This window comes from Frankia sp. CcMO1 (assembly GCF_977945845.1).
Map to the genome: position 1 here is coordinate 1 of NZ_CDWTMG010000135.1, position 12,780 is coordinate 12,780.

Sequence of the window (12,780 nt, forward strand, 5' to 3'; positions counted from 1 at the left end):
GCCACATCAGGTCACAGCAGGCCACGCCGAGCCAACATTACGCACAGTTACCAAACTGGCTGGGGTCTCACGCCCACCCCGGTTAACTTCGAAGACCCGGAATCCCCCACCTGCGGACGAGGGAGGAAGCCAGCCCCACGCCGACCATAGGGGACGTAATGAAGTAACAAATACGCGATCGAGAGCATCATCGCAGGTCACAGGCCTGTGGAGGGTTCGAAACGCGCAAGTTATTTCATTTCGACTCCATAGCGGTGGGAGCGCACTCGAAGTCAACCGGTCGGCCGGCATGGCCCGACCGAGTCCGCGGGCGGACCGTCGCCGCCGCGATCAGGAGCGCAGGTAGCCAGGTGCTTTCGCCGAGCAGTTCCTCGACAAGCCGGCCATGATCCTCGCCTGGACTTCGGGGGACGTTGGCACGCTTTTCGGCCCGCGGAGCGTGACTACGTCCCCCGATCTTTCCGGCATCTGTCTCGCCGGCACCCGCGCGACCGCGACGGCCTTGATCGCATCAGCGATCGGTGAATGCGGCAACGGTCACGTCGCTATCCAGCCTCACCGCCTGATAGCCGTAGGTACTGCTCAATTCTATTTTGAAAATGATGCAGAATCGATCGACGGAGGCGATGGTTCTCGCCAGGTCACGGTATTTCTGCTTGAGCCCGTATACCGCAGCCCGGTTGGTGACCGCGGTCTGGCCGCAGATGAGGATGACCGGCCTGGTTGAACCGGGAGGCGTGAACCTGGCGACGAGCGCGTATTCTCGGCGGCCTTTCTCCAGAAGGAACCTCCGCTCGCCGACAACGAAGGCCCCGGAATCGGGTTGGCCCGGTGCGATGGGACGGACGGCGACGCCCGGCAGGTGCGTGGCCAGGTGGCCGCCGGTGCGAGGGTTCGACTCGGGGCCGCCGAGGCAGAACTCCGTGCGGTCGCCGTTGATGTCGTAGAACTCGTCGCATGAGTGCACGGAGATCGGGCAGCCGAGCTCGCCGGCGAGCGTGGCGACCTCGATCATCGCATGGACGTCGTGACGGCTGACACTTCCGGGTGCGTCCCACGTGTTGTTCATGATAACGAGGCATGTGCCGCCGGCCTCCAGACCGAAGAACTCCGCCTCGCGACGCAGGGCACGAATGTTCTTCGCCCGCTGCCAGAGCCAGACCGATCCACCGCTGAGGACGCTGGTCGCGAGCCCGATCGCGATATTCAGGAATACCGCCGTCAATCTGCTCCCCTCACCGTTTCCAGCCGGGTGGACGGCGAGATCATCCCATGCCGGCGCGGCCGGTGGCCGGGCCGACGTCCGCGGCGCCGGCCCAGCCCAGCCCGGTTCACCACGTGGTACCCACCGCCCCGGTCGTCGTCGGGCGGTGATAATCTTGGTGACGCGGTTGATTTTTCATGACATGATCCTTTCGGATGCCAGGCGCTGATCACCGATGATCATCGCGGCTGGCTATTCGGGACGGCATGTCTTCGCCTCCGCCCGTACCAGGCGATCGAATCCCGGTATCTCCTCTATTACCTCGGGCATCCCGCGGTTCGTGGTTGGACCCTCCGTAACGCCAGCGGGTCGGCGGTACCCACGCTGACCGCCGGGACCATGCGAGCGATGCCGCTCCTCCTACCACCACGGTCGATACAGGAGAGAATCGCAGGAATTCTCAGTGTTTGGGATGGCCAGTCCGCGGTTCATGATCGCATCAGTCGGGCCGGTGCGGGTGTGCGTGATTCTCTTCTTGCCCTGCTCGTGAGTGATGCGATCCTGCGGGATGGGCCGCCGTCATCTGGAGAGCGGCGACAGCGAGCGGGCACGTGGTGCATCAAGTGATGTTATGACCGGGTCGGCATCAATCGGGGTGAGCCGCCGACCGAGGTGGTCCGCGCTGTCGCCCGCGCGGTGATGCGGGCCGATCTCCGCATTGACCAGGATGTGGTGGTTCATCACGGTGTGCTGGGCGGTGTACAGCAGGTTTGGGCCGGACGGGGTGGTGACAGCCTCCTCGGGGATAGGACGCTGGGTGACATCAGCGAATGAGATCGGTGGATATCTGGTCGGCGCGGGTGAGATGATCCTCCACGGCGGTCAGCCAGGCGATCGGGCGGCTTGCGTGTGGATTGTGGTCGGCGCCGGCGATCACCGCGAGATGGGCGTCCGGCACGGATCGGGCGAGCGTCTCGGCGGCGTCACGAAGACTGAAGTCCCGTTCACCAACGATGACGGTGGTCGGGGCGCCGATCTCGCCCAACCGTTCCGTGAGGGACGGATAGCTGCTCAGGTCCCGCCAGAGCGCGACGATCGCGTTCGGATCCATCCGGCCGAGCCCCGCCACCGCGCGGTGCCGGCCGGCGTGGACGGCCGTTGCGATCGCCGCCGCCCCCGCCAGCAGGACGGACACCACCCGCTTCGTGATCCCGCCCGTGCCCGTGGCGGGAGCGGCGGCGGTGTCAGCGAGAACCAGGGACCGCACCCGTCCCGGATGGTCGAGCGTGTAGCGCAGCGCCACCACCCCGCCCATCGAGTGGCCGATCAGGTGGACGGCGGGCAGCCCGAGCACGTCGACCACCGTCGCGAGGTCCGCCACCAGCTGATCAAAGCTGTAACCCGCCCGGCCCGTCGTGGCCCAGCCACTCGCGCCATGCCCTCGCTGGTCGTAGGTGATCACACGGCGGGACGCGGCGAGCTCCGGAGCCACCGCGGCCCAGCCCGCCGTGGTGCCGGCGATCCCGTGGAGCAGCAGGACCGGGATATCGTCACGCCCGCCGCGGACCGTCCCCGGGCTGCCGTCGGACGTCGTGGTCCGCGTCTCATCCTGGGCCCGTGCCTCGTTCGGGGGACGGTCGTCCGCCCGGAGGTGGTCCGGGGGCGGGGGAACCGGTGGCCGGGGAAGCTCCGGCGGGGGGATCGTCGGGTGGGAAACCCTCCGGCCGTAGCTCTTCGACGTGCAGTTCCAGATAGTCCGGACCCGTCGCCACCGCTACCCGCCGCTCCACCGAGATCACCACATCTCCATGGTCGCGTCTCGCGGGGCCGGACAGCCCCCGATCGGGTGATCGGGGGCTCGCCGAGCGGCAGGCGAATCTTCGGCTCATGCGACGCATCCGGAGAATCTCGACAGCGCCGGGCGGGGTCGAAGCGTCCGACGAGGAATATCCGGATCGGGAGAAAGCGCGGACGGGAAGAACGCCGGCGTAGGGGCGTAGGGGCGCAGGGGCGCAGGGGTAGAGAGTAGGACGCGGGCGAGGGGGAACGACATGGCCGAGAAGGACGGGTGCCAACGGGCCGGGTTCGGGCCGTTCGTCCGGGAGCCGCTGGAGGGCGTGCGCCGGATCGCGGTGCTGCGGGCCAGCGGGCTCGGCGACTTCGTGTTGGCGCTGCCGGCGTTGGAGGCGCTGCGGGCGGCCTATCCGGACGCGCATCTGGTGTACCTCGGTCTGTCCTGGCACGTCGAGCTGTTGGCGGGCCGCCCGGGACCCTGGGACGAGGTGGCGGCCATCCCGCCCTGGCCCGGCGTGTCCACCAGCACGCAAGGACCCTCGCCGACCGGTACGGCCCCGACCTCCGCCACCACCGACGACCTACGGACGGATGGCACTCGAGCCGACGACGAGGTGCGAACGGATCGCGTGCGCGACGGCGAGGTGCGCGACGGCGCCGTGCGCGCGTTCGTCCGGCGCCACCGGGTGGCCCGCTACGACCTGGCGCTGCAGCTGCACGGTGGGGGCGCCCATTCCACCCCGCTGGTGCACGCCTTGGGCGCGCGGTTCACCGCCGGTGGCCGGGACGTGGGAGCGCCGCCGCTGCACCGGTCCGTTCCGTTCCGGCATCTGCAACACGAGACGTTGCGCAACCTGGAGATCGTGGGACTCGTCGGGGCTTCCCCCGTCACCCTGAACCCCGGATTGACCGTGACGGCCGACGATCGCCGGGCGGCCGCCGAGGCCATGGCCGGCGCCGAGGTCACGGCCGGGGCCGCCCCGCTGGTCGTTCTGCATCCCGGCGCGAGCGATCCGCGTCGGCGCTGGCCCGTCGACCGGTTCGCCGGAGTCGCGAACGCGCTCGCGGCGGACGGCGCTCGCATCATGATCGTCGGTGTAGCGGCCGAGCGAGCCCTCGCTGAACGGCTCGCGGCGGGCGTGTCGGGGCCCGTGGTGAACCTGGCCGGCCGCCTCTGCCTGCCCGGCCTGGTGGGGATTCTCGCCACCGCCGACCTGATGATCGGTAACGACTCGGGGCCGCGGCACCTCGCCGGTGCACTCGGTATTCTGACCGTCGGCGTCTTCTGGTGCGGCAATGTGATCAATGCTGGGCCGCTGGAACGGGCCCGCCACCGCATCGCCACGTCTTTTCAGACGACCTGCCCGGAATGTGGGGCGAGCCAGGCGCACGGGCGATGCCCCCACAACCCGTCGTTCGTCGCGGATGTATCCGTGGACGAGGTCCTCGTCGAAGCCCGGAACCTGCTCGCCCGGGACTGGCTCGCCTGGGACTGGAAGGTACCCCCGGGTCCGTCTGACTCGGCTCCGCTCGATCGGCCAGCCGCCGTTCGATGATCGGGACGGTCAGCCGATTCCCGCGTGCATCTCGAAGTCCAGCGCACCGATGCCGACGAGCCAGTACACCCAGTCGGCGTCGCGGGTCGGGGCGACCTGTCCGCCCGGTGGCTGGTAGCCGACCCGCCTCGCCTTCTCCAGCGCGCCCGCCAACCGGTCGTTGAGCGAGGTCTGCTTGATCCCCAGCCGGTCGGCGGCGGATTTCTTGGGACGTGGATCCGGGTTACGCAGGGGCGGCCACCGTAGATGCTGCTCGAAGACCACGCGGATCGCCTCGGTCTCCTTCTCGGAGAGGCGATCGACCTCGTTGCTCTCCGTCACTCGACGATCGCGGGCGATCCGGCGGACGCCGGTCGGCTCCGGCTCGCATAACAGCAGGTAGCTGCGCTGCAGAGTACCGCGCAGCCAGATCGCGGTCGGCCGGTCGGTCACCGACACCAGCCCGCCCTGCTCGACGGGATACGTCGGCTGCCCCCAGTTCCGGACATCGGCCTGGTTCAGGTTCGCGATTTCCACATTCCAGCCGCCGCCCGGCGCGGCGGACACGCGGGCGGCCCGGCGGGAGAGTTTCCGGTCCGGCGGGCCGGCGGACAGATGCCGGTGCGACGCGGCCTCGTCACAGACGTCGTCCGGGGCGGCGCCGACGCACAGCTGGTCGGAACGGCGCAGCCGCTGGTCGAATTCGACCCGATCGTCGACGAGGAACCGCAGCCGCATGGCGAGCGAGTGTAACGGTACCTTTCCGCAGGGTGGTTTCGGCCCCTCCGGTCGCCGCTTCCCCGGCGATCTCGTCCGTGCCCGGATACCGGTGTGGGTCAGGCGTTGCTGCCGTCGGCCCCGCGCACCGCCCGCGCGTGAATCTGAAACTCTTCGAGGTCGGAGCCGATGAGACGACCGAGAACCCGGATCACGTCGGAGCGTTCGATCGCCACCGGGCGCCACAGGATCGCGGATTGGGCTTCGCGCAGACCGGCCTCCCGCGGGAAGGCGAGCAGGCGTCCGCAAACCCAGCTGAGCCGACGTACCTGAGTGGTAATCGGGAAGGCCAGGATGACGCCGTTCTCCACCCGCACCGCGACCACCGGGCGCCGCTTGTAGCCGGCACAGTCCGAGAAGTCGACGCGGGCATCGAGGACCATCGCGGGCCCCAGCGACGTCCACGGAACCGGCCGCAGGTGCTTGAGGGAATTCCCGCTCGGTCGCGGCTTGCTCGTCGTAGTCGATACCGATCGGGGATGTCCGTCCGGTCCGGACGCGTAGCGGGCGAGGTAGTCCGGCAGCGGCTGATCGCGCCGAGTGCGTCGGCGGGCCTGCCGGGCCCGGTCACGGGCAAGTTGCTGCAGTGGGTTGCTCCGCCTGGCCGGGACCTGGCGCTGAGCGCGGCGGGAGTTGAACTCGGGCACGGTGCCTCCGGAAGGTAGTAGGCCGTTGCCATCGACCGTCGCAGAAGCCGCCGATGACGACCAGACCGATAGATGTCGGTTATGGCTGTCCTTTACCTGACGAGGCCGAGCGGTACCGTCATATCGCGCGGACAGGCATACTGCAGATCCTTCGCGATCTTGCGGGAGGAAGGGGGGACCGTCGTGCACGTCGCCGTTGCCACGACCATGGACGCTGATCGTCTGGATGATTCGGACGGTAGCGTCGGGATGCCCGCATCCCACGCCCCGGCAGATGTGATCGGGAAGCACCGTTGACCGGCCCGGACGGACCTGTGGTTTCGCCGGGCGACCCGGTTCCGGCAGTGATCACAGTGGTCGTGGGCGGGGACTCCTCCGATGTCCCGGGCTGCGGCGTCCTGGACGGCTCGCGCGCCATCGATGGTGACGTCGCCGGGATTGATCCTTCCGGGGCGGTGACCGGTTCACCCGGAGCGCAGGAGGCGAACGAGCTCGGAGGCCCGGACGAGCCGGCGGCCGGGCAGGACGACAGCGACGAGCTGGAAGACGCCGCAGCCGCCGACGACGCGGACGTGGACGCCGACGCCGACGCCGACGTGGACGAGGGGGCCGGCGCGGTCTCCTCACGCCATGCCCCACCCCGCGTCGCCTTGCCCACGGCGAGCGCCGGACTGATCATGCCTGCGCGGGTCGAGCTGAGCTGGCCGGAACTTCCGGGACTGCCGCTGGTTGATCTGCTCGACAGCTATTCCGCCGATGCTCCCGCGGTCTCCGCGGCCGCCCTGCTGCGCGCCTTCGTCGAGATCGGCCGCAGCCTCGAACCGTTCCATCAGCAGGGCGTGGGGCTTCTCGCGCCGTGGAGCTTCAGGTGGACCGGGCAGAGCCTCACCCTGGCCGTCTGCGATCTGCTGGACGCGGGCAGGCACGACCCCGTCGACCCCTGGTTCGTCACTCCGGCGGGGGAGTGTGGTCCCGCCCGTGACCTTCGCCTGTTCGCCGTAGTGCTGTTCAAGGCGCTGACCGGCGAGTGGAGTAACCGGGACGCCTCGATGCTGGCGATGGCCGGGCTCGCCGCCGGCGAGTGGCCGCCCGGCGCCGACGCCGCGCTGCGGGCCTGCCTACATCCCGAGCATGGTCGCCGGGCGGCCGGAGCCGGTGCGCTGGCGTCGAGGATCGCACCCTTCGTCTTCCCCGCGCGCAACGAGCGGCTGACGACCGTCGTCGCGTGCGAGAGCGTGACGGGCTGGCGCAAGGCGGGCGGCAACCCGGAAGGCGACAACGAGGACGCGGTCGGCTGGGCGAAGGTCGAGGACCCGTCGGACGGCACGACCACCGCCTGCGCGGTGCTCGACGGCATTACCGGTCCCGGTGACGGTTCGGGACGGTGGGCGGCGCGGGCGCTGCTCGCGGCATTCCGCCGCCGGTGGAAGGACAGCGAGACCGAACCGGAGCGGCTGCTGCTGGACGTCGCGCTGCCGCCGCCGCCCGCGCCGCTGAGCCGCCGGGCCGCCGCGGTGGCGGTGCTCGCCTCGATCTCCCGCGGTCGCGCCGACATCGCGACCGTCGGGGACTGCCGTGCCTACCTGCTGCGCCGCTGCGGCGACGGCTTCGCGGCCACCCGGCTGTCCAGCGAGCACAGCGTGGTTGCCGAGGCGATCGTCGCCGGCCAGGCTCCCACGCCCGAGGAGCGCGGCATCGTGACCGAGAGCGTCCGGACGGCGCAGCGCGGCGCGACCGCGGTGGCGACCAGAAGGGTGCAGCTCGCCGACGGCGACCTGCTGATCCTCGCCACCGACGGGGCGTGCGAGGCGGGCGTCGACACCGCCGAGGACATTCCGGGCGTGGCCGACTGGAGGTTCTGCGACGTGCTGGAGGACCTCGCCTCGGTCGCCCGCACCCCCGCCGAACTGGCCTCGTTGCTCTGCCGTCGGGCGGAGGACCTCGGTGGGCACGACAACGCCACCGTCGCGATGATCGCGATCCGCTCCGCCCGGGAGAAGGTGGTCGCCACCCGGACCAGACCGCGCCAGCGGGCGATGCTCACCGGCGTCGGCGAGTCCCGCGGCGCCGGCACGCGCATCCACGGGGAGCCGCGCATTCACGGGGAGCCGCACATCCACGGGGAGAAAGGAAACCGATGAACGACAGGGACCGGCTCGGCGTCGAGGGCCGGATGGACCGGGGTGTCACGAAGCCGGGTGGGGTGCTCCGGCTGACGATCAGCGTGGCCGATCCGCCGCGGGGCCGGCGGGAGGTGGCAGTCGCTGTCGCGGTCGACGCATCCCTGTCGATGCTGCATCCAGCGGCGCCGGATGCGGTCAGCAAGTGGGAGCTCGCGCAGCGGGTCCTGGAACGCGTGCACGGCCTGCTGCCCGACGGCTGTCCGCTCGTGCTGGTGCGCTTCGCCCGTGAGGCGCGAGTGATCAGCGCCGGACGCCGGCCCGACCGCCTGCCGGCCGTCGACGGCCCCACGAACAGCGACGCGGACTCCTACACCAACATCGGCGACGCGCTCACCGTCGCCGGGCGGGAGCTGCTCGCGCAGGCGCCGGACGCGGACGTCTACCGGGTCTTGCTCATCACCGACGGCGAGGCCAACATCGGCCGCTGGCAGCCCGAGCAGCTTGCCCACATCGTCGCCGGGCTCGGCGACCAGGGCATCGGGACGGACGTGCTGGGCATCGGCGTCGACGCCCGGGACGAGGCGCTTGCCGAGATGGTCGGGGTGTGCGGCCAGACGCAGCACGTCTGGGCGGCGGCCGAGGACGTCGACCGGATCGACGCGATCGTCTCGTCGCTGATCGAACCGGTGGTCGGCGCGGCCGCGGGGCGCGGTGAGCTGCGGGTCCTGATCCGACCCGGCTGGACGGTGGAGGCGCTGCGGCGGATCAAACCGCAGCGTCACCTCATGAAGGTGCCGCCACCGACCTCGCGCGGCACCGAGCTGCGGCTGCCGCTGCCCGCCGTGAGTACCGGCGAGGACCGTCCGGTCTTCCTGCTCCGGCTGCGCGCTCCGGACACACCGCTCGGCGCGCACACGATTCTTCAGGCCCGCGGCGGGGTGGTCGCCGGTGGACGGCGGCTGGCCGTGGACAGCCGGGCCGACCCGCAGGCCGCGCAGCGCTTCCGGGTCACCGTCGAGGCGGATGTCTTCCCGGACGCGGAATCCTCCCTCGAACACGAGGAGAGCATCGCGGAGTTCGACGAGGAGATCGCGAAGCGGGCCAGCTTCGCCCATTCCCGGGAAAGCGTCACCGAGTTGTTCCGGAACGCGGCGCTGTGGGCGGCGGACCGTGGATTCGACGATCTGGCCGACCACTACAACGCGACGCTACGGGCCCTCGGCCAGGGTGTCGCGCCGGCCGATGCGGTGTCGGGAGCCCGGGTCCGGGCGACCCGCACCAGGACCCGGACCCGTGATCTCGTCGAGGCGGGCCCGGTGCCCGGCCGGCCACACGGCGGGGCGGTGTCCCGTCGGCGTCTCGACGACGTTCTCGGCAACAGCTGACAACCGGTAGGAGTCCCATGTCCTCGACGACGGTGCTGTTCGACGTCAGTAACATCACCCGGGACGGTTCGCCGGGCAGCTTCGCGCAGATCGGTCTCGGCTGCGCGCACGGCGCCCGCTGCCCGCGCCGGTGCGGCGTGACCGCGCGGCTGTTCGCCGTGGAGGCCGCCGCCCGCCGTGCCTTCGGCGCCGACGCGACCTTTCGCTATGTGGCCGACAACAGCCTGCGCGGCCTGCTCGACGACCTCGCCCCACTGCAGCGGTACTACCGTGACGGCGCCCTGGTCTGGGCGGCCGAGGCCGATGACATCCTGCTCGAGGAGGCGAGGGCCGTCGGGGGGAAGGTCGTCAGCAAGGACAACTTCTACGGCAAACGCAACATCGACGCCCACGCGTGGATCCAGGGCGACGCCTCGACCTTCTTCGGATGGAAGGTGCTACCCGCAGCCCCGGCGGGCGAGAACGTGAAACTGGTCCGCCGGGCGATGAACCGGATCGACACCGTCACCTGGGAGCGGGCCGCACGGCAGGGCGAGGTGAAGGCGTCGGGCCTGCGGGGGCGGCCGGAGGTCGTCACCGCCGCCCGCGCCAACGCCTATCGCTGCGTGACCCCCGACTGCGTGAACGCCCGGCTGGTCTGTCCGCTGTGCCGACGCCCGGTCCAGGAGATCGAGACGGATACCGGGCAGGCGGCCGGGGACGCCTCGGGCGCGGCGGCGCCCGAGACCCCGATGCCCCCGGCGTCCCCCGTGCCCCCGGCACCTCCCATGCCCCCGGCGCCGCGGGACGCGCCGGCTCCCCGGGGAGCGACCGAGCCCCTGGACCTGGATGTCCCGGACCGGCAGGCGGGCCCTGGCGAACCCGGGGAGGGGGGCCGCAGGACCCTGGCGGACGCGTTCGGGGACGCGTTCGGGGATGCGCTCGCGGACGCCGCCACGATCTTCGATGCTCCCGCCTACATCCCGCCCTCGGGCACCGCGGGGGCGCCGACCATCGTCGGCCTGCCCGTGCCGTCCGGCGCCGGGTGGGGTCCCAGGGTGGTGGCGGGTCCGGTCGTGCTGCGGATCGAGGGTGGCGGCACCCATCGTCTCGTGACGTTGGAGGTGGGCACCACGGTCGTCCTTGGGCGGCATCCCGACGACAACCTCGGCTCGGAGCGGCTCGTTGACGTCACGGCCGGGCTCGGTAGCAGTTACGACTACATCAGCACCCGGCACGTGGAGATCACCCTCACGGCTTCCGGCACGGCGACGGTGGTCGACCGCTCCCACAACGGCACCAGTCTGGGCGACGACCGGCTGGTGCGTGACCTGCCCCGGGAGTGGTGTTTCGACGTCCCGCTTCACCTGGCCGGGTCGCTCGTGCGGGTCGGCAGGGTCAACGCGGTCGTCGCAGCTGAGGCGGCCAAGGCAGCTGAGGCGGCCAAGGCAGCCGGGGCAACCAGGGCGGCCGGGGCAACCAGGGCGGCCGGGCGGAACAGGCTGGCGGCTGACCGTCCGGCGCGGCGACGGCTCGTCGTTCGACACCCCGAACGTGGGACCCGGCGAACGCATCGTGCTGGGACGGCAACCGAACGCCGTGCAGCGGACGGCGGACGACCTGATCGTCGTCGACGTCTGCGACCGGCTTCAGGTCGACGCCGCCGGCCGGGTCTCGCGGCGCCATCTGATGGTCGGCAACGAGCGCGACGGGACGGTGACGCTCACCGATCTGTCGACGAACGGCTCCTGGCTGGGTTCCCGGCGGCTGACGCCGGGTGTCGCCGAGAGGTGGGACGGCGAGGAGCCGGTCTCGCTGGTCCGCGACGTCGTGGGCCTGGAAGTGCGTGTGACGGCACCCTGGCCGGCCGGCGGGGTGCTCGGGAGCGGCGGACCCGGCGGCGGTGGGGTACTCGGAGGTGGCCGGTGAGTACGGTCGCCTCCGATCTGGAGATCGTCGAACGGTTGCGTTACGGGGCGTCCTTCGCGTCGGTGCCGCGCACCTGGGGCCGTGGCCGGTACCGCTGCGTGCGTCATCTCGCCGAGGGCGGCCAGGGTTACGTCGAGCTCGCCCGGGACGAGTGGAGCAACGCCCTGGTCGTCGTCAAGGGCGCATGGTGGGGCGGCCGCGACCACGACATCAACCCCGAGTACGCCAGGACCCAGTACGAGAATCGCTCGATCGACGTCGAGGACGCGGTCGCCGTTCAGGCGGCGCTCGGCGAGATCACCCATGGGGTGCCGGCCCTGGTGGACGTCGTCTACGGGCCATCGCCGACCCGGCACGACCATAACGCGCTCGTGACCGGGGGCAACGAGCGGGAGGCCGAGCGGTACAACCGTGAGGCGTTCATCGTCATGCAGTTCATCGGTGACATCGGACAGATGGTGCCCACCACGCTCGGCTCCCGGGTCACCGAGTCCGGCCCGCTCAGCGCCCGCCAGGTCGTCGAACTGGCCGACCAGATCAGCGCCACGCTGGAGGCGATGCACACGATCCGACCGCAGCGGCTCTACCAGCATGAGGAACGGATCAGGGGGTACTGGGTCCACGGCGACATCAAGCCGGAGAACATCCTCGCCGCCGGTGACCCACCTCGGTACTCGCTCGTCGACTTGTCGACGGCGGCGATCGTCGAGCCGTCGGCCAAGGTCATGCCCACCACCGCGACCCCGGGCTATGCCCCGCCGGGAGCCGAGCCGCTCAGTCCGCAGTACGACCTGCACTGCCTGGCGGCCACCCTGCTGTTCGCGCTGACCGGTGACCGCCCGGACGACTGGCTCGGCGGGGCGACCGAGGCCAGGTCGGCCGCGGACGCCGCCGGTTCCCAGGCGGACGCCGAGGCGCGGGACGAGAAGCTGCGGCAGTTGCGGGGTGAGCTCGCGGCCCGTCGCGTGCACCCCATGCTGATCCGCCTGATCACCGACTGCCTGCCCGCCGATCCGCGCTTCCGGCTCGGCACCGCCACCGTGCTACGTGCGGAGATCGCCGCGGTGCGCACCGCGCTGGTCGCCCGCGAGGTCCTGTCGGATGAGGAGCCGCAACCGTGAGCTGGTGGAACCGGAGTCCGTGGGGGAGCCAGCCCGACGGCGGAGCGGGCTCGAACGGCGGGGCCTTCCAGGGCGGTCGGACGGGATCGCCCGGCGCGGCGTCTTCGGGTGGTGGCGGGTACCCGGCCGGCACCGCGGGTCCCGCCGCCGCGGACGACTTCGACGACTTCGACGACTTCGCGGACCCCGAGCCGCTCCCCGCCGGACCCGCCGGACCCGCCGACGGCGCCGCGTCGGCGCAGCGGGGACACCGGCCGGCGCGGACCGGAGGCGCGCGGTCCACGCC

12 protein-coding genes and 1 pseudogene are annotated in these 12,780 nt (G+C 71.2%); 7 read left to right on the forward strand and 6 right to left on the reverse strand.

The window, feature by feature from the left end; genetic code table 11:
* Nucleotides 1–511: 511 nt before the first annotated feature.
* Nucleotides 512–1,015, reverse strand: coding sequence for a hypothetical protein (locus tag AC08OU_RS15840; protein WP_462185881.1), 504 nt, complete (start codon nucleotides 1,013–1,015; stop codon nucleotides 512–514).
* Nucleotides 1,016–1,432: 417 nt separating this feature from the next.
* On the opposite strand from AC08OU_RS15840, the gene AC08OU_RS15845 reads away from it, so the two are divergent.
* The gene (locus AC08OU_RS15845) at nucleotides 1,433–1,831 is read left to right on the forward strand and encodes a restriction endonuclease subunit S (protein ID WP_476605219.1); all 399 of its coding nucleotides are present in this window, start codon (nucleotides 1,433–1,435) and stop codon (nucleotides 1,829–1,831) included.
* A 196-nt stretch (nucleotides 1,832–2,027) separates the two neighbouring features.
* Here AC08OU_RS15845 and AC08OU_RS15850 read toward each other — a convergent pair whose 3' ends face one another.
* Nucleotides 2,028–2,696, reverse strand: coding sequence for an alpha/beta fold hydrolase (locus AC08OU_RS15850; protein WP_476600832.1), 669 nt, complete (start codon nucleotides 2,694–2,696; stop codon nucleotides 2,028–2,030).
* Between the two features lie 559 nt (nucleotides 2,697–3,255).
* Between AC08OU_RS15850 and AC08OU_RS15855 the strand changes: the two genes are divergently transcribed.
* On the forward strand, nucleotides 3,256–4,554 hold the full coding sequence (locus tag AC08OU_RS15855; RefSeq protein WP_476600830.1) for a glycosyltransferase family 9 protein: 1,299 nt from the start codon (nucleotides 3,256–3,258) through the stop codon (nucleotides 4,552–4,554).
* Between the two features lie 9 nt (nucleotides 4,555–4,563).
* Here AC08OU_RS15855 and AC08OU_RS15860 read toward each other — a convergent pair whose 3' ends face one another.
* Both AC08OU_RS15860 and AC08OU_RS15865 read right to left on the reverse strand, forming a co-directional pair.
* The gene (locus AC08OU_RS15860) at nucleotides 4,564–5,271 is read right to left on the reverse strand and encodes a hypothetical protein (protein ID WP_476600828.1); all 708 of its coding nucleotides are present in this window, start codon (nucleotides 5,269–5,271) and stop codon (nucleotides 4,564–4,566) included.
* A 98-nt stretch (nucleotides 5,272–5,369) separates the two neighbouring features.
* Nucleotides 5,370–5,957: a hypothetical protein gene (locus AC08OU_RS15865; protein ID WP_476600826.1), complete on the reverse strand. Its 588-nt coding sequence runs from the start codon at nucleotides 5,955–5,957 to the stop codon at nucleotides 5,370–5,372.
* A gap of 344 nt (nucleotides 5,958–6,301) precedes the next feature.
* On the opposite strand from AC08OU_RS15865, the gene AC08OU_RS15870 reads away from it, so the two are divergent.
* Together AC08OU_RS15870 and AC08OU_RS15875 are read left to right on the forward strand one after the other, a co-directional pair.
* Entirely contained in the window at nucleotides 6,302–8,098 is a 1,797-nt protein-coding gene (locus tag AC08OU_RS15870; protein ID WP_476600824.1) for a PP2C family protein-serine/threonine phosphatase, read from the forward strand.
* Complete coding sequence (locus AC08OU_RS15875; protein WP_476600822.1) at nucleotides 8,095–9,465, forward strand: vWA domain-containing protein; 1,371 nt, start codon at nucleotides 8,095–8,097, stop codon at nucleotides 9,463–9,465. The genes AC08OU_RS15870 and AC08OU_RS15875 overlap by 4 nt, the downstream gene beginning before the upstream one ends.
* Nucleotides 9,466–9,829: 364 nt before the next feature.
* On the opposite strand, the gene AC08OU_RS15880 is transcribed toward AC08OU_RS15875, so the two are convergent.
* The gene (locus AC08OU_RS15880) at nucleotides 9,830–10,057 is read right to left on the reverse strand and encodes a hypothetical protein (RefSeq protein ID WP_476605217.1); all 228 of its coding nucleotides are present in this window, start codon (nucleotides 10,055–10,057) and stop codon (nucleotides 9,830–9,832) included.
* A 363-nt stretch (nucleotides 10,058–10,420) separates the two neighbouring features.
* Complete coding sequence (locus tag AC08OU_RS15885) at nucleotides 10,421–10,576, reverse strand: hypothetical protein (protein WP_476605218.1); 156 nt, start codon at nucleotides 10,574–10,576, stop codon at nucleotides 10,421–10,423.
* Between the two features lie 557 nt (nucleotides 10,577–11,133).
* Here AC08OU_RS15885 and AC08OU_RS15890 point away from each other — a divergent pair.
* From AC08OU_RS15890 to AC08OU_RS15900, 3 genes and pseudogenes are all read left to right on the forward strand, one after another.
* Nucleotides 11,134–11,373 carry a hypothetical protein gene (locus AC08OU_RS15890; RefSeq protein ID WP_476600836.1) on the forward strand — a complete coding sequence of 80 codons (240 nt, stop codon included), beginning with the start codon at nucleotides 11,134–11,136 and terminating at the stop codon, nucleotides 11,371–11,373.
* 455 nt (nucleotides 11,374–11,828) lie between these two features.
* Entirely contained in the window at nucleotides 11,829–12,494 is a 666-nt protein-coding gene (locus tag AC08OU_RS15895) for a protein kinase domain-containing protein (RefSeq protein ID WP_476605220.1), read from the forward strand.
* Nucleotides 12,491–12,780 (forward strand): annotated as a pseudogene (locus AC08OU_RS15900) (hypothetical protein); the annotation flags it as partial. The gene AC08OU_RS15895 and the pseudogene AC08OU_RS15900, both read left to right, overlap by 4 nt.